The organism is Streptomyces sp. NPDC043867 (genome assembly GCF_056435845.1).
The window spans coordinates 41,833-67,364 of the sequence record NZ_JBWKDS010000007.1 but is presented as its reverse complement, the minus strand read 5'-3'; the positions used below and the strand labels follow the sequence as shown (position 1 = coordinate 67,364).

Here is a 25,532-nt window from a genome sequence, read left to right as displayed (position 1 = left end):
CCGCGGTCACCCGGCGGGGGGTGCGAGGACCGGGGTCACCCGGCGGGGCCTGCGAGGACCGGGGTCACCCGGCGGGGCCTGCGAGGACCGGGGTCACCGGCCGGGGGTGCGAGGACCGGGAGCAGCCGGGAGGGACCCCGGTTCAGCAGCCAGGGAGGCAGCAGGGAGAGCGGGTCCAGGTAGGTGGCACCTCTCAGCAGGCCCCAGTGCAGACATGCGGCGGTGCAGTGCGGGCCCGTCGGCTCCAGGGCGCCCAGCACGTCGCCGGCCGCCACCTCGTCGCCCTTCCGCACGGCAGGGCGGACCGGACCGTACGTCGTCCGCAGGGGCGGGTCACCCGTCCCCGCCAGCTCGACCGAGACCACCCCGCGTCCCGCGACCCGGCCCGCGAAGGACACCCGGCCGGGGGCGACCGCCCGCACGGGGGCACCGGGCGCCGCCGCCAGGTCGACGCCGCGGTGGCCGCGGGCGTACGCCGTCGCCGGGGGTTCCCAGCCCCGTAAGACCGCGGGATGCGCGCCAGGACCCGCGCCCACGGGCCAGACGCGGCCCACGGCGGGAACCGACGTGTCGACCCCCGGCGTGTCGACCCCCGGCGGTCCGGGCGACCGCGGTGCACCCGGCTGCCCGGTCGACCCGGTCGCGCCGGTCGCGCCGGTCGGGTCGGTCGACCCGGTCGGGTCGGTCGCGCCGGTCGGGTCTGTGGGTCCCGGGCGGGACCGGCCCGGCGTTCCGAGAGGCGCAGTCGGCCCGGCCGCGCCGGGGGGACTCGTCCCGGTGGTCGCGCGGGCGAGGCCGGGCGGGGGCAGCGCCCCGAAGATCGTCGCCGTCAGCCCCAGCAGCAACACCAGCCACGTACGGACGCGTTGTTTCGTTCGCATGCGAGAACCGTCCCGCACCCGTGCGGATCATGGCCGGGCCCTGTGGAGCACCCGCCGGTTGTGGATATCGGCGTCACCCGGCGCTCCCCGGGTCCCGTACACTTCTTGTGGCGATCCGGGTCACCGGGTCGACTTCGCACGCCCCGGCATCCGGCCCACGTCTTCGACGAAAGCCGGTGTCAGCGCCCCTCGGTCCTTTGTGGCAGGGCGCATCGCGGGCGTCAGGCGCGCGTGCCGTCCGGCACGCGCGGCACAACCGAGAACCTCAAGGAGAACGGCCATGGCCGTCGTCACGATGCGGGAGCTGCTGGAAAGCGGCGTCCACTTCGGTCACCAGACCCGTCGTTGGAACCCGAAGATGAAGCGCTTCATCTTCACGGAGCGCAACGGCATCTACATCATCGACCTGCTCCAGTCGCTGTCGTACATCGACCGCGCCTACGAGTTCGTCAAGGAGACCGTCGCCCACGGTGGCACGGTCATGTTCGTCGGCACGAAGAAGCAGGCGCAGGAGGCCATCGCCGAGCAGGCCACCCGCGTCGGCATGCCCTACGTCAACCAGCGCTGGCTGGGCGGCATGCTCACCAACTTCTCGACCGTCTACAAGCGTCTGCAGCGCCTCAAGGAGCTCGAGCAGATCGACTTCGAGGACGTCGCCGCCTCCGGTCTCACCAAGAAGGAGCTTCTCGTGCTCTCGCGCGAGAAGGCCAAGCTGGAGAAGACCCTCGGTGGTATCCGCGAGATGCAGAAGGTGCCCAGCGCCGTCTGGATCGTGGACACCAAGAAGGAGCACATCGCGGTCGGTGAGGCCCGGAAGCTCAACATCCCGGTCGTCGCCATCCTCGACACCAACTGCGACCCCGACGAGGTCGACTACAAGATCCCGGGCAACGACGACGCGATCCGCTCCGTCACCCTGCTCACCCGCGTGATCGCCGACGCCGTGGCCGAGGGCCTCATCAGCCGCTCCGGTGCCGGCAAGGCCGAGGGTGACAAGGCCGCGGGCGAGCCGCTCGCCGCGTGGGAGCGCGACCTGCTCGAGGGCGAGAAGAAGGCGGACGACGCCGAGGCCCCGGCCGCCGAGGTGCAGACCTCCGCCGAGACCGAGAAGGTCGCCGACGCCGAGCAGGCCGAGGCCCCCGCCGAGGCTGCTGCCGAGGAGGCCCCCGCCGCCGAGGCCGCTGCCGACGAGGCCCCCGCTGCCGAGGCTCCGGCCGCGGACGCCGAGCAGGCCTGACCCTCACCCCTTTCGGGTTGTTGAACGGCGGGGGCCCACGAAGCCCCCGCCGTTCGGTCCGTAGATCTTCAGACTTCGAGAGAGATTCCAGGAATCATGGCGAACTACACCGCCGCCGACGTCAAGAAGCTCCGTGAGCTCACCGGCGCCGGCATGATGGACTGCAAGAAGGCGCTGGACGAGGCCGAGGGCAACGTCGACAAGGCCGTCGAGGCGCTCCGCATCAAGGGCCAGAAGGGCGTCGCCAAGCGCGAGGGCCGCTCCGCCGAGAACGGCGCCGTGGTCTCCATCATCGCCGACGACAACACCTCCGGTGTGCTGGTCGAGCTGAAGTGCGAGACGGACTTCGTCGCCAAGGGCGAGAAGTTCCAGGCCGTCGCCAACCAGATCGCCGAGCACGCCGCCAAGACGTCCCCCGCCGACATCCAGGCGCTGCTCGCGTCCGAGATCGAGGCCGGCAAGACGGTTCAGGCGTTCGTCGACGAGGCCAACGCCAACCTGGGCGAGAAGATCGTCCTGGACCGCTTCGCCCAGTTCTCCGGCACGTACGTCACCGCGTACATGCACCGCACCATGCCCGACCTGCCCCCGCAGATCGGTGTCCTGGTCGAGCTGGACAAGGTCGACGCCGACCTCGCCAAGGGCATCGCGCAGCACATCGCCGCCTTCGCGCCGAAGTACCTCTCCCGCGAGGACGTCCCGGCCGAGGTCGTCGAGTCCGAGCGCCGCGTCGCCGAGGAGACCACCCGCGCCGAGGGCAAGCCCGAGGCCGCGCTGCCCAAGATCGTCGAGGGTCGCGTCAACGGCTTCTTCAAGGAGGCCACCCTCCTCGGACAGCCGTACGCGCTCGACAACAAGAAGTCCGTCCAGAAGGTCCTGGACGAGGCCGGTGTCACCCTGAAGCGCTTCACGCGCATCAAGGTCGGCATCTGAGTCCGTACCGCGATCGACGCGCGACCCCGCTAGGGTCGACAGCAGTCGTCCGGGTACGCCGGCACGCGTGCGTGCGTGACGGGCGACAGCAGATCTGACGAGGAGGCCATTGCCGCGTATGGGAGCCAACACCCCACCGGCAGTGGCCTTCTTCGTATGTGCGACACGTAAAGAGGCGAGATCTTCATGACCACCACCCAGGCCGACCAGGGCGAGAAGACCGACGACGGCAAAGGCGCCGGACGCTTTCTGCTGAAGCTTTCCGGCGAGGCGTTCGCCGGAGGCGGCGGACTGGGCGTCGACCCCGACGTGGTGCACAAGATCGCCCGTGAGATCGCGGCCGTCGTGCGCGGCGGCGCGCAGATCGCGGTCGTCATCGGCGGCGGCAACTTCTTCCGCGGTGCCGAGCTCCAGCAGCGCGGCATGGACCGGGCCCGCTCGGACTACATGGGCATGCTCGGCACGGTCATGAACTGCCTGGCCCTCCAGGACTTCCTGGAGAAGGAAGGCATCGACAGCCGCGTGCAGACCGCCATCACGATGGGCCAGGTCGCCGAGCCCTACATCCCGCTGCGCGCCGTGCGGCACCTGGAGAAGGGCCGCGTCGTCATCTTCGGCGCGGGCATGGGCATGCCGTACTTCTCCACGGACACCACCGCCGCGCAGCGCGCCCTGGAGATCGACGCCGAGGCCCTGCTCATGGGCAAGAACGGCGTGGACGGGGTCTACGACTCCGACCCGAAGACCAACCCGGGGGCCGTCAAGTTCGACGCCCTCGGCTACGGCGAGGTCATCACCCGGGACCTCAAGGTCGCGGACATGACCGCGATCACGCTCTGCCGGGACAACAAGCTCCCCATCCTGGTCTTCGAGCTCCTGGCGGAGGGCAATATCGCGCGCGCCGTCATGGGTGAGAAGATCGGCACACTCGTGGGTGACCAGGACAGCCGGGCCTGACCGGGGACGGACCCGGACCGGGGGATGGACAATGTCCTGCCGGTCCGGAACCGTGCAGGAACAAGACGCGACGCAGCCGGCCGCAGACCCCGACGAGGAACAGCCGCCGGGCCTACTCAAGACACGCAGGAGCAAGTGGTGATCGAAGAGACCCTCCTCGAAGCCGAGGAGAAGATGGAGAAGGCCGTCGTGGTCGCCAAGGAGGACTTCGCCGCGATCCGCACCGGTCGTGCGCACCCGGCGATGTTCAACAAGATCGTGGCGGACTACTACGGTGCGCTGACGCCGATCAACCAGCTGGCCTCGTTCTCGGTGCCGGAGCCGCGCATGGCCGTGGTGACCCCGTTCGACAAGAGCGCGCTGCGCAACATCGAGCAGGCGATCCGTGACTCCGACCTCGGCGTCAACCCGAGCAACGACGGCAACATCATCCGGGTGGTGTTCCCCGAGCTGACCGAGGAGCGCCGCAAGGACTACATCAAGGTCGCCCGGACCAAGGCCGAGGACTCCAAGGTGTCCATCCGCTCCGTGCGCCGCAAGGCCAAGGACGCCATCGACAAGCTGGTCAAGGACGGCGAGGTCGGCGAGGACGAGGGCCGCCGTGCGGAGAAGGAACTCGACGACACCACCCACAAGTACGTGGCGCAGGTGGACGAGCTCCTCAAGCACAAGGAAGCGGAGCTGCTCGAGGTCTGATGAACGACTCTTCCTGGGGGGCGCCGCCACAAGCCGGGTACTGGGGGCCGTCCGCGCAGGGGCCTGTCCAGGGGGCAGCCCCGGCGGGTCCCACGTACGATGCGCATGACGCCCAGCAGACTCGCCCCATGCCCATCGTGCCCGAGGTACCCGCACACGGCGGAGACCAGGATGACGACCGGGGGGCCGCTCGGCTGAGCGGTCCCTTGTTCCGCGACGACACACCACCGGCGGCGTCCCACGGAGGCCCGTCGCACCGCCCGCAGAGTCCGCAGGAGCCCATGCCCAGCGCCGCCCACCAGCCAGCGCCCGCGCCCAAGAAGACCGCGGGCCGTGACCTGGGCGCGGCCATAGGCGTGGGTGTCGGACTCGGCGCGGTGATCATCGCGTCGTTGTTCTTCGTCAAGGCCGTGTTCATCGGCGTGATAACGGTCGCCGTGGTGGTGGGCCTGTGGGAGCTCACCTCGCGGCTCTCGGAGCGCAAGGGCATCAGGGCGCCGCTCGTCCCGCTCGCGATCGGCGGTGCGGCCATGGTCGTGGCCGGATACGTGCGGGGCACCGAGGGTGCCTGGGTCGCGATGGCGCTCACCGCGCTCGCGGTCCTGGTCTGGCGGATGACGGAACCGCCCGAGGGCTACCTCAAGGACGTCACGGCGGGTGTCTTCGCCGCGTTCTACGTGCCGTTCCTCGCCACGTTCGTCGCCCTGATGCTGGCGGCCGACGACGGTCCGCGCCGCGTCCTGACGTTCCTGCTCCTGACGGTCGTCAGCGACACCGGCGCGTACGCCGTCGGCTGGCGGTTCGGCACGCACAAGCTGGCGCCGCGCATCAGCCCCGGCAAGACCCGGGAGGGCCTGCTCGGAGCGATCGGCTTCGCCATGGCGGCCGGTGCACTGTGCATGCAGTTCCTGATCGACGACGGAAGCTGGTGGCAGGGTCTGGTCCTCGGCTTCGCGGTCGCGGCCAGCGCCACGCTCGGCGACCTCGGCGAGTCAATGATCAAGCGGGACCTCGGCATCAAGGACATGGGCACGCTCCTGCCGGGGCACGGCGGCATCATGGACCGGCTGGACTCCCTCCTGCCGACGGCGCCCGTGGTGTGGCTGCTGCTGGTGCTGTTCGTGGGGTCCGGCTGACCTGCCGGTCCCGGACGACGTCCGTACGTCGTCGGCCCGCTGTCCCGTACGGGAGGGGCTCGCCGTCCACAGGGCGGCGAGCCCCTCTTCGTATGGACGGCCGGTTCCCCGGCGTCAGTCCGTGCCGTACTCGTGCGGCCGGCCACCCTGCCATTCGACCCAGTCCGGGTCGTCCAGCAGCTCCCAGGCGTCCGGCAGGCCCGCGCGGCGCAGGAACTCCACCAGGTCGGCGTCACCGTGGGCGAGGCCGGCGGACCGGGCGTGGATCGTCACCCGGCGTGCACCGGTGCCCGTCGCGGGATGCACGACGATGGGGGCGGGGCCCCTGTTCTCGGGGGAAGACGCTTTTTCGTACACAGGTTCGATTCTAGGCCCACGTGCGCCTCTGACGACAGCGCCCCGCCGGAGGCAGGGGGGCACCCAAGTCGATCTGCGACACTGGAAGAGTTATGCCTGCACCCGGAGAACTTACTTTCGTCGCCCCGCGCGGAGCTCAGAAGCCGCCGCGGCACCTTGCCGATCTCACGCCCGCCGAGCGCAAAGAGGCGGTTGCCGCGATCGGTGAGAAGCCGTTTCGCGCCAAGCAGCTCTCGCAGCACTACTTCGCGCGGTTCGCGCACGACCCGGCGCAGTGGACGGACATTCCGGCCGCCTCGCGCGGGAAGCTCCAGGAAGCGCTTCTGCCCGACCTGATGTCCGTCGTCCGGCACATCAGCTGTGACGACGACACCACCCGCAAGACCCTGTGGCGGCTCTTCGACGGCACGCTCGTCGAGTCCGTGCTCATGCGCTACCCGGACCGGGTGACCATGTGCATCAGCTCGCAGGCGGGCTGCGGGATGAACTGCCCGTTCTGCGCCACCGGCCAGGCCGGCCTCGACCGGAACCTGTCGACCGGCGAGATCGTGCACCAGATCGTGGACGGGATGCGGGCGCTCAGGGACGGCGAGATCCCCGGCGGCCCGGCGCGGCTCAGCAACATCGTGTTCATGGGCATGGGCGAGCCGCTCGCCAACTACAAGCGCGTGGTCGGCGCCATCCGCGCGCTCACCGACCCCGAGCCCGACGGGCTGGGCCTCTCGCAGCGCGGCATCACCGTGTCGACCGTGGGCCTGGTGCCCGCCATCCACCGGTTCGCCGACGAGGGCTTCAAGTGCCGTCTCGCCATCTCCCTGCACGCGCCGGACGACGAGCTGCGCGACACCCTCGTCCCCGTCAACACGCGGTGGAAGGTGCGCGAGGTGCTGGACGCCGGCTGGGAGTACGCCGCCAAGTCGGGGCGCCGCGTCTCCATCGAGTACGCCCTCATCCGGGACATCAACGACCAGGCGTGGCGCGGTGACCGGCTCGGCCGGCTGCTCCGGGGCAAGCCGGTCCACGTGAACCTGATCCCGCTGAACCCGACGCCCGGCTCCAAGTGGACCGCCTCCCGTCCCGAGGACGAGAAGGCATTCGTCGAGGCCATCGCGGCCCACGGCGTGCCGGTCACCGTCCGTGACACCCGCGGCCAGGAGATCGACGGAGCGTGCGGACAGCTGGCGGCGTCCGAGCGGTAGACCCGGCGGACCGAGGTCCTCGGCCCGGCGGGCGGTACGCTGACTCCCGTACGTACATCTTCATATTCCGACAGGGGAGCGCCACAGCGCTGAGAGTGCGGCACGGGCCGCAGACCCTCTGAACCTTGCCCAGGTCATTCTGGGTAGGAAGTTCGGTCATCACTCAAGCTGTTGCGCCCTGCCCGGGAACTCTCAGAGGTTCCCGGGCAGGGCCGCGTCTCTTCCTGGTCACTCCAGGAGGAATCCAGTGAGCACCACCGTGAAGTTCACGGCCGCGATCGTGGCCACCGGGCTCGGGCTCGTCACGCTGTCCGCGTGCGGCTCGTCCGGCTCCGGCACCGACGCCGCCGACTCCAAGACCGTGACCCTGGTCGCCCACGACTCCTTCCTCGCTTCGAAGAGCGTGCTCAAGGAGTTCGAGAAGGAGTCCGGCTACCAGGTCAAGGTCCTCAAGGACGGCGACGCCGGGCAGGCAGTCAACAAGGCGATCCTCACCAAGAGCAACCCGCAGGGCGACGTCTTCTTCGGCGTCGACAACACCCTCCTCTCCCGCGCGCTCGACAACGGGCTCTTCCAGTCGTACGAGCCCAGGGGCTCCGGCGCGGTCCTGCCCGAGTACCGGGCCGACCCGGACAGGCACCGGGTCACGCCGATCGACACCGGCGACATCTGCGTCAACTACGACAAGGCCTACTTCAGCGAGCACAAGCTGACCCCGCCCGACTCGTTCGACGACTTGGTCGAGCCGGCGTACAAGAACCTCCTCGTCACCGAGAACGCCTCCACCTCCTCGCCCGGTCTCGGCTTCCTCCTCGGGACCGCCGGGAAGTACGGGGACGGGGGCTGGCAGGACTACTGGAAGAAGCTCAAGGGCAACGGCGTCAAGGTCGTCGACGGCTGGGAGCAGGCCTACAACGAGGAGTTCTCCGGCTCCGCCGGCGGAAAGAAGGCCAAGGGCGACCGGCCGCTGGTCGTCTCCTACGCCTCCTCCCCGCCCGCCGAGGTGATCTACGCCGACCCGAAGCCGAAGACCGCGCCCACCGGCGTCGCCACCGGCACCTGCTTCCGGCAGGTCGAGTACGCGGGGCTGCTCAGCAACGCCGGGAACACCAAGGGCGGCAAGGCACTCCTGGACTTCCTGGTCTCCAGGAAGTTCCAGGAGGACATGCCGCTGAACATGTTCGTCTACCCGGTGGTCAAGGGCGCCCGGGTGCCCGCGGAGTTCACCGAGTTCGGCCCGCAGGCGAAGGACCCCGAGACCCTTGCCCCCGCCCGGATCGCCGATCACCGTGACCAGTGGGTCAAGTCGTGGACCTCGCTCGTACTGAAGTAGCCCCGCGCCGGGGCCCCGGGAGGAGCGCGGCGGTGCGGCTCGGGCTGATGGCCCTGCCCGTCGCGTTCTTCGCGGTCTTCTTCGCCTATCCGGTCGCGGCGATCGTCTCGCGCGGCCTGAGGACCGGCGGGAGCTGGCGGTTCGGCCGGATCGCGGACGTCGTGGCGCAGTCCGACGTCCGGCACGTCCTGTGGTTCACCACCTGGCAGGCGCTCGCGTCGACCGCGCTCACGCTGCTGGTCGCGCTGCCCGGCGCGTACGTCTTCGCGCGCTTCGAGTTCAGGGGCAAGCAGGTGCTGCGGGCGGTGGTCACCGTCCCGTTCGTGCTGCCGACCGTCGTGGTCGGCACCGCCTTCCTGGCGCTGGTCGGCCGGGGCGGGCTGCTCGACGAGCTGTGGGGCGTACGCCTGGACACCACCGTGTGGGCGATTCTGCTCGCGCACGTCTTCTTCAACTACGCGGTCGTCGTGCGCACGGTCGGCGGGCTCTGGTCGCAGCTCGACCCGCGCCAGGAGGAGGCCGCCCGGATGCTCGGCGCCTCCCGGCTCGCCGCCTGGCGCCGGATCACGCTCCCGGCGCTCGGTCCCGCGCTGGCCGCAGCCGCGCTCATCGTCTTCCTCTTCACCTTCACCTCCTTCGCCGTGGTGCGGATTCTCGGCGGCCCCGCCTTCTCCACCCTCGAAGTGGAGATCTACCGCCAGACCTCCGAGATCTTCGACCTCTCCACGGCCGCGGTGCTGACCATCGTCCAGTTCGCGGCGGTCGGCGCGATCCTCGCCGTGCACGCGTGGACCGTACGGCGACGGGAGAGCGCGCTGCGCCTGGTGGACGCCTCCCTGACCGCGCGCAGACCGCGCGGGGCCGGGCAGTGGGCGCTGCTCGCCGCGGTCCTCGCCACCGTCGCGCTGCTGCTGGTGCTGCCGCTCGCCGTGCTGGTCCAGCGGTCCCTCGACACCCCCGGCGGCCACGGGTTCGCGTACTACAGGGCGCTGACGTCGGCGGACAGCGGCATGTTCCTGGTGGCGCCGATCGAGGCGATCGGCAACTCCCTTCAGTACGCGCTCGCGGCCACCGCCATCGCCGTGCTGATCGGCGGACTGGCCGCCGCCGCTCTCACCCGGCGCGCGGGACGGCTCGTCCGCGGCTTCGACGCGCTGCTGATGCTGCCGCTCGGGGTGTCCGCCGTGACGGTCGGCTTCGGGTTCCTGATCGCCCTGGACGAGCCGCCGCTGAATCTGCGTTCCTCGTGGATCCTGGTGCCGCTCGCGCAGGCGCTCGTCGGAGTCCCCTTCGTCGTCCGCACGATGCTGCCGGTACTGCGCGCGGTCGACGAGCGGCTGCGGGAGGCGGCTGCCGTGCTCGGGGCGTCGCCGTGGCGGGTGTGGCGCGAGGTCGACCTGCCGATGGTGCGGCGGGCGCTGCTGATCGCCGCCGGTTTCGCGTTCGCGGTGTCGCTCGGCGAGTTCGGGGCGACCGTCTTCATCGCGCGGCCCGACAACCCGACGCTGCCGGTGACCGTGGACCGTCTCCTCGGCCGTCCCGGCGATCTCAACTACGGCCAGGCCATGGCCCTTTCGACGATCCTCATGGCGGTGTGCGCGGTCGCGCTGCTGCTGCTGGAGCGCATGCGCACCGACCGGACGGGGGAGTTCTGATGAGCGCGCTCACGACGGGGTCCGACGCCCTGCTGCGGCTGGAGCGGGCGACCGTGCGCTTCGGCGGGCGGCCCGTGCTCGACGCCGTCGGCCTCGATGTCGTAAAGCACGAGATCGTGTGCGTGCTCGGGCCGAGCGGCAGCGGCAAGTCGACCCTGCTGCGGGCGGTGGCCGGGCTCCAGGCGCTCGACGCGGGCCGGGTGCTGCTCGGCGGCCGGGACCAGTCGGGGGTGCCCGCGCACAGGCGTGGGGTGGGCCTGATGTTCCAGGACCACCAGCTGTTCCCGCAGCGGGACGTGGGCGGCAACGTTGCCTTCGGGCTGCGGATGCACGGTGTCTCGAAGAGTGAACGCGGCAGCCGCGTGCGGGAGTTGCTGGAACTCGTCGGGCTGCCCGGCGCAGCTTCCCGGGCCGTCGCCTCGCTCTCCGGCGGGGAGCAGCAGCGGGTGGCGCTGGCCCGCGCCCTCGCCCCCCGCCCCCGGCTGCTGATGCTGGACGAGCCGCTGGGCCAGCTCGACCGCTCCCTGCGGGAACGGCTGGTCGTCGAACTTCGGGAGCTGTTCGGCGAGTTGGGGACGACGGTGCTCGCCGTGACGCACGACCAGGGCGAGGCGTTCGCGCTCGCGGACCGGGTCGTCGTGATGCGGGACGGGCGCATCGCCCAGTCCGGTACGCCGCTGGAGGTCTGGCAGCGCCCGGCGGACGCGTTCGTGGCGCGCTTCCTCGGCTTCGACAACGTGGTCGAGGCGACGGTGAGCGGGCAGGCCGCGGACACCCCGTGGGGGAAGGTCCCGGTTCCTGACGGCGCACCCCAGGGGCGGCGGATGCTGCTCGTCAGGCCCGCCGGGGTACGGCTGGTGGCTCCGGCCGACGGGCTGCGCTGCACCGTGGCCGCACGCACCTTCCGGGGCACCCATGTCGCCGTGCAGCTCCAGCCGCACGGCGCCCCGCGGCTCGAAGCGGCCTGCGCGCTGCGGGACGCGCCCGGACCCGGTGACGAGGTCGGAGTGGAGTTCGACGCGGCGGAAATAGTGGTGCTCGGGGAGAGCGCGGCCGCATAGGGTGCGGCTCCGCTGGTCGGCGCGGAGCGGGAGGCGGGGCCCGGTGCGCCCGTGTGGCCCGCACCCTGGGACGGGAGCGGGCCACACGGTCGTGCGCTGAGCGGACGTCAGCCGGTCTTGAACTGTGCTGACGTCAGCCGGTCTTGGAGCTGTCGCGGATGTCAGCCGGTCTTGGAGCTGTTCCTGCGGCGCATGGCGAAGTAGACGGCGCCGCCGCCGGCGACGACGAACGCGCCGGCGATGCCGGCGATCATGCCGGTGTTGGAGTTCGCGCCGGTCTCGGCGAGGTTGGACTCACCGGCCGCGGCGGAGGGCGAGTTGTCACCGGGGGCCGCGGGCGCGGTGCTGTCCGACGCGGACGGGGTCGCCGACGGAGTCGCGGAAGAGGACGGGGACTTCGAGGGCTCGGGGGTCGCCGAAGGCTTCGGCGCCGTGGTGGGCTTGCCGCAGGCCGCCTCGGCGGGCGCGGTCAGGTTCGGGGAGATGTCCTCGTCGACGAGCTTCCCGGCCGTGACGTGGACGCGGTACTCGGACTTCGGGGCCCAGGCCTCGGAGAAGGTGACGGTGGCACCCTTGGCGGTGCCCTTGACCTTCTGCGTGCCGACGAGCCGCTCGTCCGCGCCGTTCGACTCCAGGTAGACGGAGACCTCGGCCTCGACACCCGAGGCGTCGGTGTCGGTGACGGTGATGATGCCCTTCCCGTTGTCGTCGCAGGCGGCGGCGGCCGAGAAGTCACCGATGTTGCAGGCAAGTGCGTTGCCCGCGACGCCGAGTACGAGTGCGGCGGAGGCGGAGGCAACACCGAGGATGCGCACGGAACGTGCGGTACGGCGAGATATGGACACGATCGCCCTTCACAAAAATGTGCAAACTGCGGGGGGTTGGGGGGTTCTGCCGTGACAACAGCACCCCCGGTAGCCCCACAGGTCTATAAGCGACGCCCGACTACTGTCAATGAATATGCCCCGCACCGGCGTTGGCTTTACGTTGTCATTAACCGCCCAGACGTTTGAGCGCTTCCGGAGCGTCCTCGATGCGGTCCACGAGCGCGATGCGGGACTCCATCGCGCGCTCGCGCGCCAGGGACTTCAGGAGCGGCCAGGTGGGGTGCTTCACGGTCCAGTGGGCCTCGTCGACGAGGACCATGGGGGTCGGTTCGCCGCGCGACTCGTAGTAGTTCGGCGTCGCGCTGTCGAAGATCTCCTGGACGGTGCCCGCGGCGCCCGGCAGGAAGACGACCCCCGCGTTGCAGCGCGCCAGGAGCCCGTCCTCCCGGGTGGCGTTGGCGAAGTACTTGGCGATGTGCGTGGCGAAGGCGTTCGGCGGTTCGTGGCCGTAGAACCAGGTCGGGATGCCGACCGAGGGGCCGCCCGCCGGGTGGCGCTCGCGCACGTCGAACGCGGCGCGGGCCCAGTCGGTCACCGACGGCGTGAACGACGGTACGGGCGCGAGGAGCCGCAGGGACTCCCCGAGCATGTCGTCGTCGAAGGGGGCGGCGTACGCACCGAGGTTGGCGGCCTCCATCGCGCCGGGGCCGCCACCGGTGGCGACGGTGAGACCGGCACGGGCGAGGTCGCGGCCGAGCCGCGCGGCGCCCTCGTACGCCGTCGTGCCGCGTGCCATCGCGTGACCGCCCATGACGCCCACCACCCGGGCGCCGACGAGGAGTTCGTCCAGCGCGTCCGAGACGGAGTCGTCGTGGACGGCCCGCAGCATCGACGCGAAGACGTCGCCGTCGGCCTTGGTCCGCTGGAACCAGGCGTGGGCGAGGGCGTCGGGCGTTGTCTCGTAACCGGCGCCGAGCCCGTCGAAGAGCTCGCCGGGCGAGTAGAGGAGCCCGCGGTACGGGTCGAAGGGCAGACCCGGGACGGGCGGGAAGACCAGGGCGCCGGAGGTCCTGACCCGGGCCGCCGCCTCCGGGTCCATCGGGCAGCCGAGGAAGACGGCCGTCGCGCAGTCCACGGAACGCAGTACGTCCGTACGGTCCGTCAGATCAACGGCCTGGACACGGAATCCGGCGAGGGAGCCGTGTGCCGCGACGACTTCGTCGAACTCGGCGAGTGACTCGATCTCGCGGTCGTGGGAGGCGACGGGGATCTCTCCCTGCCCGGGCGGGGTCGAGGACTCGGGTATCGGCTGCACCCGCCCATGCTAGGCACGCCGCCGTCCCCGGCGGCACCGCCCCCGGACCCACGGGACCCCGGCCACCTCCGTACGGCGGGGCCGCGGCCCCGCCACGGGACTTCCCAGCGCGTCCCTACCGCGGAGGCCCGCATACGGCGGAGGCCCGCCGCCGCCCTACGGCGAGCCTCCACCCCGGGTGCGCGGACCCCCGTGCCGCGCACCCGGGGCCGTACCGCCGAAGGGTCCCGCGGGGCTCAGCCCTGGACCGCCGCCGGGTCCATCCACACGACTTCCCAGGTGTGGCCGTCGGGGTCGTCGAAGGAACGGCCGTACATCGTGCCGTGGTCCTGGGGCTCGCCGCTCGCGGAGCCGCCCGCGGCGATGGCCTTCTCGACGAGCTCGTCGACCTTCTCGCGGCTCTCCGCGCTCAGACACAGCAGCACCTCGCTGGTCTTCGTCGAGTCCGCGATCTCCTTCTTCGTGAAGTCGGAGTAGCGCTGCCGGCTCAGCAGCATGGCGATGATCGTCTCGCTGATCACCACGCAGGCGCAGTCGTCGGTCGAGAACTGCGGGTTGATCGTGTAGCCGAGTTCGGTGAAGAACTTCTTCGAGGCGTCCACGTCGTTCACGGCCAGGTTCACGAAGATCATCTGCTGGTACATGAGGGCCTCTCCCGTCGGTGTCGTGCCGTTCGCAGGGGTAGACCGGGGAGCCCCGGCGAACTCATCGCCCGGCACGGAATTTTCTCGAACCGCTGTCGCACGGCCCGCCCGGCGGCTGGCGTACGGCGCGTCAGCGAGTGAGCGGCAGCGCGGCCAGCTGGGCGACCGTCCAGGTCAGCGGACCGAACACGGCGAGCAGCGCGCCGACGCGCAGGGCCGCGGCACTGCGCAGCATCGTGACGGGCGCACCGAGGCGCAGCAGGGCGGCCGTGGTGTCGGCGCGCGACTGCCTGGCCTCGACGGCCGCCGTCACCAGCGTCAGCAGGGTGCACCCGCCGACCACCAGCGCGCCGAGCGTGCTCAGCGGACCGAAGTCGGGCCGCTCGCCGGCGTACAGGGTCACCATGGCGTACGCGCCCGAGGCCACCGCGCACAGCACGCCCAGCGGCTGCCCGATGCGGCGCGCCTCGGTCTGCAGCACACGCCCGGCGAGCAGCCGGAGCGCGCCGGGGCGTACGGACTGCAGCACCAGCCCGCACAGGTGGGTGAGCGCCGGTCCGGCCAGCGCGAGACCGACCGCGGTGAGCGCCCAGCCGATGAGCACGCCGGCCGGGCCGCCCGCGAAGCCGCCGGGCAGCGCGAGCCCGGGAGTGGGGTCCGAGCGGCTCGCGTACGTCTCCACGGCGAGGCCCGCCGCGACGACGGCCGCACCCCAGGGGAGGCCACCGGGCGCGGTCTGCGCGGGGACGAGTCCGCGGGGGTCCAGCGCCCTGTCGGGCCGTCCGGGGTGGTCCGACGGGGCGGCGGACGCTTCGGTGGCGAGCAGGGTGTCGGCGGTGACGGGAGCGCCGGCGGTGGCCGGGGTGCCCGGTTCGCCGGGGCCGGCCTGCGCGCCGACGGCGTGCCGTCCGGCGGGGCCGCCGCCCGGCCGCGTCGCACTGTCACCGGTGTGCCGCCTGCCGCGGGCGCGGCTCTCGGCGCGCGGGCGCAGGGCGAGGGCGGTGGCCGCCGAGGCGGTGATCGGCACCAGGGAGAGCAGCGTCAGGGCGGCCGGCAGCGGCAGTGGGCGGTCCGCCGCGAGGAAGTCCGCCGCGGCGCCGTCGAACGGCATGCCGGTCAGGTCGCCGCGCAGGTGCAGGAAGAGCAGCAGGGCGAGCGTCGAGCCGAGGGTGGTCGCCAGCGCCGTGGTGGTGGCGGAGATCGCCGTCAGCCGGCCGGGGCCGAGGCCCACCGCCGAGAGGCCGGGACGCGGCCGGGTCCCGGGGTCGGTGCGGGCGACGGCGACGGCGAAGTACACCGTGGCGGCCAGGGGAGCGGCGCACCAGGCCAGGCGCAGCACCGAGGCGGCGGAGGATTCCGGGTGCGTAATCGCGTGTCCCAGCGTGCACAGCAGCAGGAATCCGGTGCCCGCCGAGGCCGCGGCGACGAGCAGCCGGCGGAGCTGGACGAGGGGCTGCCCCGCGCGGGCTAGACGGAGAGCGAGCACGCGGCCCGGCCTTCCGGCTCGGTGACGGGCGGGAGGTGGACGGTGTGCACGCGCCGTCCGTCGAGCAGCGACACCGTCCGGTCGGCGAGGGCCGCGGTGTCCGCGTCGTGCGTGGCGAGGACCACCGTGATGCCGTGCGAGCGGGCCGCCGTGGTGAGCGTGCGCAGGACCTGGGCGCGGTCGGCGCGGTGCAGCGAGGCCGTCGGCTCGTCGGCGAAGAGGACGGTGGGCGCCGCGACCAGGGCGCGGGCGACGACCACACGCTGACGCTCGGCCTGCGGGAGGGCGTGCGGCCGCTTGCGGGCGCAGTCGCCGATGTCGAGGCGCCCCAGCCATTCGAGCGCGGCGGTCTTGGCGGCGCGGCGCCGGGTGCCGCGCAGCATCAGGGGGAGTGCGGCGTTCTCCCAGGCGTTCAGTTCCGGTACGAGGACCGGCGTCGGGTCGATCCAGCCGAAGCGGTCGCGGCGCAGCCGCTCCCGGGTGAGCGGCCCCATGGTGTGGACGGGGGTGCTGTTGAACCAGACCTCGCCGTGCTCGGGCAGCAGCTGCCCGGACAGGCATCGCAGAAGGGTCGTCTTGCCGCTGCCGCGCGGGCCGCTGACGGCGAGGATCTCGCCCTCCCGGACGCCGAGCGAGACGCCGCTGAGCGCGGGCGAGCCGTTGTGCTTGACGTGCAGGGAGCGTGCCCAGAGCACGTCGTTGTCCGGCGGGGCCACCATCGCGTACACCTCGGTTCGGATCTGATTTGCGCTGCCCGGCGCCCTCGGGGAGGAGCCGGTGCGCTCCCGTGCCGGCCGGCGTGGGAGCGCGCCTGGACGTCCTCGGGGTCGCCCGGTCCCCCGCTCGGGGGAACGAAGGCAGGGCCGATCGGTCACTGGCACGCTAGGGATGCGGGGGCGTGGGGCCGGACAGCACGCGGCCCCGGGCCGCCCTTTCTCACTCGAACGGGCGGCACCGGGGCCGGTATTGATCATCCAGAAGGAAGATCAGGAAGATCTCTGCGATCCCTGGGATCTCTCGGATCTGTGGGATCTCTGGGGATCCGGAGGATCAGAGCTTCGTCCACGCCTCCGTCAGGACCTGACGGATGATCCCCTCGATCTCGTCGAAGGTCGACTGGTCGGAGATCAGCGGCGGCGACAGCTGGATGACCGGGTCACCGCGGTCGTCGGCGCGGCAGTAGAGGCCGTACTCGTAGAGCTTCTTCGAGACGAAGCCGTAGAGCACGCGCTCCGACTCCTCGTCCGTGAAGGTCTCCTTGGTGGCCTTGTCCTTCACCAGCTCGATGCCGTAGAAGAAGCCGTTGCCGCGGACGTCGCCGACGATCGGCAGGTCGTGCAGCTTCTGGAGGGTGGTGAGGAACGCGCTCTCGTTGTCCAGCACGTGCTGGTTGAGGCCCTCGCGCTCGAACAGGTCGAGGTTGGCGACGCCGACGGCCGCGGAGACCGGGTGGCCGCCGAAGGTGTAGCCGTGCAGGAAGGTGTTGTCGCCCTTGTAGAACGGCTCGGCGAGGCGGTCCGAGACGATGCAGGCGCCGATCGGGGAGTAGCCCGAGGTCATGCCCTTGGCGCAGGTGATCATGTCCGGCACGTAGCCGAACTTGTCACAGGCGAACATCGTGCCGAGGCGGCCGAAGGCGCAGATGACCTCGTCCGAGACGAGCAGCACGTCGTACTGGTCGCAGATCTCGCGTACGCGCTGGAAGTACCCGGGCGGCGGCGGGAAGCAGCCGCCGGCGTTCTGCACCGGCTCCAGGAAGACGGCCGCGACCGTCTCCGGGCCCTCGAAGAGGATCTGCTGCTCGATCTGGTCGGCGGCCCAGCGGCCGAAGGCCTCGGGGTCGTCGCCGAAGAGCGGGGCGCGGTAGATGTTGGTGTTCGGCACCTTGTGCGCGCCGGGGACCAGCGGCTCGAAGGGGGCCTTCAGGGCGGGCAGGCCGGTGATCGACAGGGCGCCCTGCGGGGTGCCGTGGTAGGCGACCGCGCGCGAGATGACCTTGTACTTGGTCGGCTTGCCCTGGAGCTTGAAGTACTGCTTGGCGAGCTTCCAGGCGGTCTCGACGGCCTCGCCGCCACCGGTGGTGAAGAAGACCTTGTTCAGGTCGCCCGGCGCGTAGTTCGCGAGGCGCTCGGCGAGCTCGACGGCCTTCGGGTGGGCGTAGGACCACACGGGGAAGAAGGCCAGCTCCTGCGCCTGCTTGAACGCCGTCTCCGCCAGCTCGGTGCGGCCGTGGCCCGCCTGGACCACGAACAGTCCGGACAGGCCGTCGAGGTAGCGCTTGCCCTTGTCGTCGTAGATGTAGGTGCCCTCGCCACGCACGATGGTGGGAACGGGCGCGTTCTCGTACGAGGACATGCGGGTGAAGTGCATCCACAGGTGGTCGTACGCGGTTCGGCTGAGGTCCTTGCTCACGGCTATCGGGTTCCCCACATGTAGGTCTGCTTCTTGAGCTTCAGGTAGACGAAGCTCTCGGTGGAGCGCACGCCGGGGAGGGCCCGGATGCGTTTGTTGATGACGTCCAGCAGGTGGTCGTCGTCCTCGCAGACGATCTCCGCGAGGATGTCGAACGAGCCCGCGGTCATCACCACGTACTCGACTTCCGACATGGCCGTCAGCGCGTCCGCCACCGGGTCGAGATCGCCCTCGACGTTCACACCGACCATCGCCTGCCTGCGGAAACCCACGGTGAGCGGGTCCGTGACGGCGACGATCTGCATGACGCCCTGGTCGAGCAGCTTCTGGACGCGCTGGCGCACGGCCGCCTCGGAGAGGCCGACGGCCTTGCCGATCGCGGCGTACGGACGGCGCCCGTCCTGCTGGAGCTGTTCGATGATGGCGAGGGAGACGGCATCCAGCTGGGGACTGCCGTTCCTGGACTCCCGAGAGTCCCTGGGGTCTGCGCTTCGACTGGCCACGCACTCACTCTGCACGACGTCTCGACAGTTCCGCAAGGCCGCAGCGATGAAATTCGTTGTTTGCGAGGACGTGACTTGCGGATTTCGCAGATCTGGGGGGATCGGGGGTGTTGAAAACGTGGACACACGGATTAGGGTGGGTGTCTCAGTGATTGGACACCCGACAGGAGGGCCGGCAGTGAGCACCGAGCTGCGTCGTCTGCGCAACTACATCGACGGAGAATTCCGTGACGCCGCCGACGGACGGACCACCGAGGTGGTCAACCCCGTGACCGGCGAGGCATACGCGACCGCGCCGCTGTCCGGGCAGGCGGACGTCGACGCCGCGATGGCGGCCGCCGCCGCGGCCTTCCCGGCCTGGCGCGACCAGACCCCGGCCGAGCGGCAGAAGGCCCTCCTCAAGATCGCGGACGCGTTCGAGGAGCGGGCGGAGGACTTGATCGCGGCCGAGGTGGAGAACACCGGCAAGCCGATCGGACTGACCCGGTCCGAGGAGATCCCGCCGATGGTGGACCAGATCCGCTTCTTCGCGGGCGCGGCCCGGATGCTGGAGGGGCGGAGCGCCGGCGAGTACATGGAGGGTCTGACCTCGATCGTCCGCCGTGAGCCCATCGGCGTCTGCGCGCAGGTCGCGCCGTGGAACTACCCGATGATGATGGCCGTCTGGAAGTTCGCCCCGGCGCTCGCCGCGGGCAACACGGTCGTCCTCAAGCCGTCCGACACGACGCCCGCCTCCACGGTCCTGATCGCCGACATCATCGGCTCGATCCTGCCCAAGGGCGTCTTCAACGTCATCTGCGGCGACCGCGACACCGGCCGCGCGATGGTCGAGCACCCGACCCCGGCGATGGCGTCCATCACCGGTTCCGTGCGCGCCGGCATGTCGGTCGCCGAGTCGGCCGCCAAGGACCTCAAGCGGGTCCACCTGGAGCTGGGCGGCAAGGCCCCCGTCGTCGTCTTCGAGGACACCGACATCGCCAAGGCCGTCGAGGACATCTCGGTGGCGGGCTTCTTCAACGCCGGGCAGGACTGTACGGCCGCCACGCGCGTCCTGGTCCAGGAGGGCATCCACGACGAGTTCGTGGCCGCGCTCGCCAAGGCCGCCGCCGACACCAAGACCGGGCAGCCGGACGACGAGGACGTGCTGTACGGGCCGCTCAACAACCCCAACCAGCTCAAGCAGGTGTCCGGCTTCATCGAGCGCCTGCCCGCCCACGCCAAGGTCGAGGCCGGTGGCCACCAGGTCGGCGAGAAGGGCTACTTCTACGCCCCGACCGTCGTCTCCGGTCTGCGGCAGGACGACGAGATCATCCAGAACGAGGTCTTCGGCCCGGTCATCACCGTGCAGTCGTTCTCGGACGAGAAGCAGGCCCTCGAGTGGGCGAACGGCGTGGACTACGCCCTCGCCTCGTCCGTCTGGACCAAGGACCACGGCCGCGCCATGCGCCTGTCCAAGGCCCTCGACTTCGGCTGCGTGTGGATCAACACCCACATCCCGCTGGTCGCCGAGATGCCCCACGGCGGCTTCAAGAAGTCCGGCTACGGCAAGGACCTCTCCGGGTACGGCTTCGAGGACTACACGCGCATCAAGCACGTGATGACGTCGCTGGACGCGTAGTCCGCAGGCGCGCGGCCCCGGGCGGAACTCCCGTCCGGGGCCGCGGTGTTCTCGGGGCGCGGGGGCGCGGGGGCGCGGGGGCGCGGGGGCGCGGGGGCGCCGTGCCGCGCGCCTCGCCCGAAGTCGCCCGGCGGCAGGGGCGGTCGACAGGGTGTCGGCCCCGTGCGCGATCGCTCGACGCTGCGTCCATTGTCCGCGCCGGGCATCCGGCGGCATGCTGCCCGGGTGCCCGCGCCCCCGAAGTCCCCGTCCCCGTCCCGCCGTTCCCTGCTGAGCGCGTTGGGCGGTGGTGCCGCGCTCGGTGCGCTGGCCGGGTGCGGGGTCCCGGCCGCGTACGTGGCGCCGGGCGAGCGTGCCGGAGCCGACCTCTCCGCCCGCGACAAGCGCCTCACCTGGGCGAACTGGCCCCTCTACATCGACACCGACGACACGGACACGACGCGGCGGCCCACGCTGGACGCCTTCGAGAAGCGCACCGGGATCACGGTCGACTACGTCGAGGAGATCAACGACAACGACGAGTTCTTCGGCAAGGTCAGCCCTTCCCTGATGAACCATCAGCGGACGGGACGCGACCTGATCGTCGTCAGCGACTGGATGTGCGCGCGCTTCGTCCGGCTCGGCTGGGTCCAGAAGATGGACCGGGCCAACCAGCCGAACGTCACCAAGTACCTCGACCCGCTGCTGAGTTCACCGTCCTTCGACCCGGGGCGCAGATCCACCGTGCCGTGGCAGTCGGGCATCACCGGCATCGCGTACAACCGGCGCCGGGTGGGCCGCGAGATCGCCCGGGTCTCCGACCTGTGGGCGGACGACCTCAAGGGCCGGGTCACACTCCTCTCCGGTCTCGACGAGGCGTTCGCCCTCCTGATGCAGGGCAACGGCGTCGACATCACCCGGTGGACGGCGGACGACTTCCACACCGTGTGCGACCAGGTCGACGAGCACGTGCGCGACGGCCGGATCCGGCGCTTCACCGGCAACGACTACGTCAAGGATCTCGCGAGCGGCGACGTGCTCGCCTGCCAGGCGTACTCCGGTGACGTGATCCAGCTCCAGGCCGACGACCCCGACATCCGCTTCGTGGTGCCGGAGGAAGGCGCCGAACTGTGGGCGGAGTCCCTGATGATCCCGAACCTGGCCGGCCACAAGGCGAACGCGGAGAAGCTCGTCGACCACTACTACGACCCCGAGGTCGCCGCCGAACTCGCCGCGTGGGTCAACTACGTCTGCCCGGTTCCGGCCGCCCGGGACGTCCTCGCCTCCGCCAAGGACAAGGACACCGCGGCCCTGGCCGAGGATCCGCTGATCTTCCCGGACGCCACCATGCGCAGGCGCCTCGCGATCGCCCGCGACATCACGTCCGCGGAACGCCCGGAGTTCGCGAGGCGGTGGAACGCGATCGCGGGGCTGTGACCGCCCGCCCACGGCCGGCCGGAGCTGTCGGGTCAGCCGGCCGTCTCAGGGGCTGACCGGTGCCCGCACCTCGCGCAGGGCGCACAGTGTGTCGATGCGGTTCGTGGTGATCGAGTCGACGCCGAGGCCGAGCAGCCGCCGCATGGAGCGCCGGGTGTCGGGCGTCCACGCCGACAGCAGGCAGCCGCTGCGGTGCACCCGCGCCACCAGGTCCCGGTCGATCAGCCCGAAGCGGTAGTTGAGCCACCGGGGACGCACCGCTTCGAGCAGGGCGGCCCTCGGCGGTGCCAGTGTCGTCCGGGTCAGCGCGATCTCCGCGGCCGGGTCGGCCTCGCGCACCGCGAGCATGGCCGGGGCGCCCGCACAGTAGTACACCCGCTCCTCGGCCCCGCACGCGCGGACGACGTCGACGACCTCGCGTACGGTCACGCCGTCCGCGCCGGGCAGGTCGATCATGAGCCGGGCACCGGCCGTCGCGGCCAGCGCGTCCACGAGGGTCGGCACCCCGCCCGCCGTCAGCCCGCGCACCTCGTCCGAGGAGAGCGAGCGCAGCGGCCGGTCGTGCTCCCACAGCCGCCTGAGCGTCTCGTCGTGCAGCAGGACGGGCACGCGGTCGCGGGTGAGCCGGACGTCGATCTCCACCGCGTCCGCGCCGCGGCGGAGCGCGGAACGCAGGGAGCCGATCGTGTTCTCACGGACGCGGTAGGGGTCGCCGCGGTGGGCCACGGCAGTCACGGTGCGCATGCGCCCATTGTGCGGGCCGGACACCCCGCGACCGCTCATCGGGGTGCGGCTGCCGGGGCCGGGCGGGCGCCGGTCGCCGGCCACGCGAAAAGTGCCTCGCGTCAGGACGCCGGCCACGCCGAGGTGCAGGCCGACGTCAGGACGCCCGCCACGCCGAGGTGTTCGTCAGGACGCAGGCCACGCCCCGGTGTACGTCAGGACGTCAGCCACGCCGAGGTGTACGTGTCGATCTCCTCGGCGAGCCGCTTCTTGCCGGCCGGATCGAGGAAGGACGCCTCGACGGCGTTCTTGGCGAGGGCGGCGAGACCCCGCTCGTCGAGGTCCAGCAGCCGGGCGGCGACCGCGTACTCGTTGTTGAGGTCGGTGCCGAACATCGGCGGGTCGTCGGAGTTGACCGTGACGAGCACGCCCGCGCTCACCATGTCCTTCAGGGGGTGCTCGTCGAGCGTGCGGACCGCGCGGGTCGCGATGTTGGAGGTCGGGCAGACCTCCAGGGCGATGCGGTGCTCGGCGAGGTGCGCGAGCAGTTCCGGGTCCCGGGCGGAGCTGGTGCCGTGTCCGATGCGTTCGGCGCCGAGGTCGTTCAGCGCGTCCCAGACGGTCTGCGGTCCCGTCGTCTCACCGGCGTGCGGCACCGAGTGCAGCCCGGCCGCGATCGCCCGGTCGAAGTACGGCTTGAACTGCGGCCGCGGTACGCCGATCTCGGGCCCGCCGAGGCCGAAGGAGACGAGCCCCTCGGGCCGTACGCGGTCGTCGGTGGCGAGCCGTGCCGTCTCCTCGGCGGCTTCGAGGCCCGCCTCGCCGGGAATGTCGAAGCACCAGCGCAGGACGACGCCGAGCTCGGCCTCGGCCGCCTTGCGGGCGTCCTCGATCGCCTCCATGAAGCCCAGCTCGTCGATGCCGCGGCGGGTGGAGGAGAAGGGGGTGAGGGTGAGTTCGGCGTACCGCACCTGCTGGCGAGCCATGTCCCGGGCGACCTCGTAGGTCAGCAGCCGGACGTCCTCCGGGGTGCGCACGAGGTCGACGACGGACAGGTACACCTCGATGAAGTGGGCGAAGTCCGTGAACGTGAAGTAGTCGGCGAGGGCCTCGGGGTCGGTGGGGACCTTCGAGTCGGGGTGGCGGGCGGCCAGCGTGGAGACGATCCGGGGGGAGGCGGAACCGACGTGGTGCACATGCAGTTCGGCCTTGGGCAGTCCGGCGATGAAGGCGTGCGGGTCGCGGGCGTCGCGGTGGTCGGTCAAGGGTTCCTCCCCGGGAACGGCGCCCCGCCGCGGGTGTCGGGGGACGCGGGTGATCGGCTGATCGGTGACTCGCGGATCATCGTAGGCCGCCGTCCGCACGCCGAGGGCCCGGGCCGTAGCATGACGGAACGTACAACAGAGGGGACCTCGCGCATGTCCGACGACGCCCGCACGCCGGAACCGCCGGACCACGCCGCCGGGCCGCACGCGCCCGCCTTCCGGGGGTACGGACCGGGCGCCGGCCCGCAGGACGCGCCTCCCGCGCCGAAGGTCGCCCTGGACAAGCAGACTCCCGCACCCGGGCAGGCCCCCGCACCCGAGCCGGACCCCTGGGCTCCGCCCCCGGAGGACGCGGTGCCCTCGGGCGCCGGCACCACGGCGCCGCCTTCGGTGCACAACCAGCCCACCGTGACGTCGATGCCGGCCGTCGGCGGACCGGTGCCGCACGGAGCGGGCTCCCCGGCCACCGGCGGGGGACAGGCGGCCTCCCAGCCGTGGGCGAGCCCCTTCGCACCGCCGGCGTCCGGCACGGCCCCCGGCCCGTACGCCCCGCCCGGCGGTCACCAGCCCTCGGCGGGCGCCGCGCCGCACCACCCCTTCGCGCCGCCCGGCGGCCCCGGCTCCTTCGGCGGGCCGGCACCCGGGGAGCCGGTCCCGCCGCCGCCCCTGGCCCCCGAGGGCCCCGGCATGCCCCTGTACGGCTACCCCCAGTACCCGGGTCCGCCGGTCCACGGCGGTCACGTCCCCTACCCGGGCGGGAACCCGGGCTACGGCTGGTCCGCCCTGGCGCCGATGCCGAGCAACGGGATGGGCACCACCTCGCTGGTGCTCGGCATCATCGCGGCCGCGCTCTTCTGCCTGTGGCCGCTGGCCATCCTGCTGGGCATCCTCGCCGTCGTCTTCGGCGTGATCGGCCGCCGCAAGGCGGGCCGGGGCGAGGCGACGAACCCGGGCCAGGCCCTGGCGGGCATCATCTGCGGCGCGGTCGGCCTGCTGCTCGGCATCGGCTTCGCCGTGCTGATCTTCGCCCTTCCCGACGACCGCGACGACGACCCCTACTTCGGGAGCGACGACGGATACTCGACGTCCCTGGTGGTGGAGGGGCGCCGCTAGGACAGCGCCGCCGGGACGGCTCCGCCCGGTTCTAGGAGAGGGACCGGTCCGCTTCCAGGGCCGCCGGGGCGCCGTCGCCCGGGGATCTGAGCCGCTTCCGCGCCTCCATCAGCGCGAACCCCAGCAGGTTCGGACCGCGCCACCGCTCCGGGTCCAGCGCGCGCTCGTCGTCGGCCGCGAGCCCGATGCCCCAGATGCGGTCCACGGGACTGGCCTCGACGAGCACCCGGTCGCCGGTGTTCAGCAGGAATCCCCGCAGGCCGGGGTGCGCGGCGAACTTGTGGACGCTGCCCTCGGCCACGATCCGCAAGCGCTCGCGCTCCCAGCGCGCGGCGTCGAAACCGCGCACCAGCCGGCCCGCCTTCTTGGCGAGCGCGGGATTCGGCGCGTCGATCGCCTGCCGCTCCGCCTCCGCGTCGCCGAAGAGGCGCGCCTTGGCCGCCATCATCCAGTGCTCCGCCGTCGCATACTCGACACCGTCCACGGTGAACGGAGACGGCCACCACTGACTCAGACAGCTCGCACCGACCCGGCCGTCGGGCCGCGGCCGGTGTCCCCAGAACAGCAGGTACTTGATCCGCGCCCCCGCGCGGACCTCCCTGACCAGGGTTTCCCAGGAATCGATCGTCCCCATGCACGCGAGTCTGGCACGCACCACTGACACTCCGTCCCGGCTTTTCCGGGTGGACTCGACACCTGGTCGACAGATTCCGTCGCGTAACCAAAAGGCAACAACGGAATCACTTGTTGAGGTCACCCCGCTCT

At 71.6% G+C, this 25,532-nt stretch carries 24 protein-coding genes; 12 read left to right on the top strand and 12 right to left on the bottom strand.

Translation table 11 applies throughout. The annotated features are described in order from the left end of the window. Positions 1 to 35 precede the first annotated feature (35 nt). Positions 36 to 554 carry a murein hydrolase activator EnvC family protein gene (locus tag AC069T_RS09220; RefSeq protein ID WP_478782272.1) on the bottom strand — a complete coding sequence of 173 codons (519 nt, stop codon included), beginning with the start codon at positions 552 to 554 and terminating at the stop codon, positions 36 to 38. A 607-nt stretch (positions 555 to 1,161) separates the two neighbouring features. On the opposite strand from AC069T_RS09220, the gene rpsB reads away from it, so the two are divergent. The 5 genes from rpsB to AC069T_RS09195 all read left to right on the top strand — a co-directional run bounded on the left by rpsB (position 1,162) and on the right by AC069T_RS09195 (position 5,840). Beyond that, positions 1,162 to 2,118, top strand: coding sequence for a 30S ribosomal protein S2 (gene rpsB / locus AC069T_RS09215; RefSeq protein ID WP_478782140.1), 957 nt, complete (start codon positions 1,162 to 1,164; stop codon positions 2,116 to 2,118). A 96-nt stretch (positions 2,119 to 2,214) separates the two neighbouring features. Further along, complete coding sequence (gene tsf / locus AC069T_RS09210) at positions 2,215 to 3,051, top strand: translation elongation factor Ts (protein WP_478782139.1); 837 nt, start codon at positions 2,215 to 2,217, stop codon at positions 3,049 to 3,051. Between the two features lie 186 nt (positions 3,052 to 3,237). After that, on the top strand, positions 3,238 to 4,008 hold the full coding sequence (gene pyrH, locus AC069T_RS09205) for a UMP kinase (RefSeq protein ID WP_478782138.1): 771 nt from the start codon (positions 3,238 to 3,240) through the stop codon (positions 4,006 to 4,008). A 138-nt stretch (positions 4,009 to 4,146) separates the two neighbouring features. Further along, positions 4,147 to 4,704 carry a ribosome recycling factor gene (gene frr / locus AC069T_RS09200; protein WP_121406225.1) on the top strand — a complete coding sequence of 186 codons (558 nt, stop codon included), beginning with the start codon at positions 4,147 to 4,149 and terminating at the stop codon, positions 4,702 to 4,704. Then, on the top strand, positions 4,704 to 5,840 hold the full coding sequence (locus AC069T_RS09195) for a phosphatidate cytidylyltransferase (RefSeq protein ID WP_478782137.1): 1,137 nt from the start codon (positions 4,704 to 4,706) through the stop codon (positions 5,838 to 5,840). The genes frr and AC069T_RS09195 overlap by 1 nt, the downstream gene beginning before the upstream one ends. 114 nt (positions 5,841 to 5,954) lie before the next feature. Here the strand turns inward: AC069T_RS09195 and AC069T_RS09190 are convergent, their stop codons facing one another. After that, positions 5,955 to 6,197, bottom strand: a complete 243-nt coding sequence (locus tag AC069T_RS09190) for a hypothetical protein (protein ID WP_478782136.1) — start codon at positions 6,195 to 6,197, stop codon at positions 5,955 to 5,957. A 92-nt stretch (positions 6,198 to 6,289) separates the two neighbouring features. On the opposite strand from AC069T_RS09190, the gene rlmN reads away from it, so the two are divergent. The 4 genes from rlmN to AC069T_RS09170 all read left to right on the top strand — a co-directional run bounded on the left by rlmN (position 6,290) and on the right by AC069T_RS09170 (position 11,445). Continuing rightward, positions 6,290 to 7,396 carry a dual-specificity RNA methyltransferase RlmN gene (gene rlmN / locus AC069T_RS09185; RefSeq protein WP_478782135.1) on the top strand — a complete coding sequence of 369 codons (1,107 nt, stop codon included), beginning with the start codon at positions 6,290 to 6,292 and terminating at the stop codon, positions 7,394 to 7,396. A 247-nt stretch (positions 7,397 to 7,643) separates the two neighbouring features. Then, positions 7,644 to 8,729, top strand: coding sequence for a thiamine ABC transporter substrate-binding protein (locus AC069T_RS09180; protein ID WP_478782134.1), 1,086 nt, complete (start codon positions 7,644 to 7,646; stop codon positions 8,727 to 8,729). A gap of 47 nt (positions 8,730 to 8,776) precedes the next feature. Further along, a complete protein-coding gene (locus tag AC069T_RS09175) occupies positions 8,777 to 10,384 on the top strand; it encodes an ABC transporter permease (RefSeq protein WP_478782271.1) in 1,608 nt (535 codons plus the stop codon). Next, the gene (locus AC069T_RS09170; protein WP_478782133.1) at positions 10,384 to 11,445 is read left to right on the top strand and encodes an ABC transporter ATP-binding protein; all 1,062 of its coding nucleotides are present in this window, start codon (positions 10,384 to 10,386) and stop codon (positions 11,443 to 11,445) included. Before AC069T_RS09175 ends, AC069T_RS09170 begins: the two co-directional genes overlap by 1 nt. Positions 11,446 to 11,606: 161 nt before the next feature. Here AC069T_RS09170 and AC069T_RS09165 read toward each other — a convergent pair whose 3' ends face one another. From AC069T_RS09165 to AC069T_RS09135, 7 genes are all read right to left on the bottom strand, one after another. After that, positions 11,607 to 12,260 (bottom strand): LAETG motif-containing sortase-dependent surface protein, encoded by a 654-nt coding sequence (locus tag AC069T_RS09165; protein WP_478782132.1) that lies wholly within the window; start codon positions 12,258 to 12,260, stop codon positions 11,607 to 11,609. A 178-nt stretch (positions 12,261 to 12,438) separates the two neighbouring features. Then, positions 12,439 to 13,578, bottom strand: coding sequence for an LOG family protein (locus AC069T_RS09160; RefSeq protein ID WP_478782270.1), 1,140 nt, complete (start codon positions 13,576 to 13,578; stop codon positions 12,439 to 12,441). Positions 13,579 to 13,823: 245 nt separating this feature from the next. After that, positions 13,824 to 14,231, bottom strand: coding sequence for a VOC family protein (locus AC069T_RS09155; RefSeq protein WP_478782131.1), 408 nt, complete (start codon positions 14,229 to 14,231; stop codon positions 13,824 to 13,826). Between the two features lie 130 nt (positions 14,232 to 14,361). Beyond that, the gene (locus AC069T_RS09150) at positions 14,362 to 15,717 is read right to left on the bottom strand and encodes a hypothetical protein (protein ID WP_478782130.1); all 1,356 of its coding nucleotides are present in this window, start codon (positions 15,715 to 15,717) and stop codon (positions 14,362 to 14,364) included. Then, positions 15,699 to 16,436, bottom strand: a complete 738-nt coding sequence (locus AC069T_RS09145) for an ABC transporter ATP-binding protein (RefSeq protein WP_478782129.1) — start codon at positions 16,434 to 16,436, stop codon at positions 15,699 to 15,701. The genes AC069T_RS09150 and AC069T_RS09145 overlap by 19 nt, the downstream gene beginning before the upstream one ends. A 331-nt stretch (positions 16,437 to 16,767) precedes the next feature. Then, a complete protein-coding gene (locus AC069T_RS09140) occupies positions 16,768 to 18,147 on the bottom strand; it encodes an aspartate aminotransferase family protein (protein ID WP_478782128.1) in 1,380 nt (459 codons plus the stop codon). Then, positions 18,132 to 18,647: an Lrp/AsnC family transcriptional regulator gene (locus tag AC069T_RS09135; RefSeq protein WP_358853908.1), complete on the bottom strand. Its 516-nt coding sequence runs from the start codon at positions 18,645 to 18,647 to the stop codon at positions 18,132 to 18,134. Before AC069T_RS09135 ends, AC069T_RS09140 begins: the two co-directional genes overlap by 16 nt. 163 nt (positions 18,648 to 18,810) lie before the next feature. On the opposite strand from AC069T_RS09135, the gene AC069T_RS09130 reads away from it, so the two are divergent. Further along, positions 18,811 to 20,250 carry a gamma-aminobutyraldehyde dehydrogenase gene (locus AC069T_RS09130; protein WP_478782127.1) on the top strand — a complete coding sequence of 480 codons (1,440 nt, stop codon included), beginning with the start codon at positions 18,811 to 18,813 and terminating at the stop codon, positions 20,248 to 20,250. A 225-nt stretch (positions 20,251 to 20,475) separates the two neighbouring features. Next, positions 20,476 to 21,666: a polyamine ABC transporter substrate-binding protein gene (locus AC069T_RS09125; protein WP_478782126.1), complete on the top strand. Its 1,191-nt coding sequence runs from the start codon at positions 20,476 to 20,478 to the stop codon at positions 21,664 to 21,666. Between the two features lie 45 nt (positions 21,667 to 21,711). On the opposite strand, the gene AC069T_RS09120 is transcribed toward AC069T_RS09125, so the two are convergent. Both AC069T_RS09120 and AC069T_RS09115 read right to left on the bottom strand, forming a co-directional pair. Next, positions 21,712 to 22,410, bottom strand: a complete 699-nt coding sequence (locus AC069T_RS09120; RefSeq protein WP_478782125.1) for a glycerophosphodiester phosphodiesterase — start codon at positions 22,408 to 22,410, stop codon at positions 21,712 to 21,714. A 194-nt stretch (positions 22,411 to 22,604) separates the two neighbouring features. Then, positions 22,605 to 23,753: an adenosine deaminase gene (locus AC069T_RS09115; RefSeq protein ID WP_478782124.1), complete on the bottom strand. Its 1,149-nt coding sequence runs from the start codon at positions 23,751 to 23,753 to the stop codon at positions 22,605 to 22,607. Between the two features lie 54 nt (positions 23,754 to 23,807). On the opposite strand from AC069T_RS09115, the gene AC069T_RS09110 reads away from it, so the two are divergent. Next, complete coding sequence (locus AC069T_RS09110) at positions 23,808 to 24,767, top strand: DUF4190 domain-containing protein (protein WP_478782123.1); 960 nt, start codon at positions 23,808 to 23,810, stop codon at positions 24,765 to 24,767. Between the two features lie 31 nt (positions 24,768 to 24,798). On the opposite strand, the gene AC069T_RS09105 is transcribed toward AC069T_RS09110, so the two are convergent. Further along, positions 24,799 to 25,401 carry an NADAR family protein gene (locus AC069T_RS09105; RefSeq protein WP_478782122.1) on the bottom strand — a complete coding sequence of 201 codons (603 nt, stop codon included), beginning with the start codon at positions 25,399 to 25,401 and terminating at the stop codon, positions 24,799 to 24,801. Positions 25,402 to 25,532 lie beyond the last annotated feature (131 nt).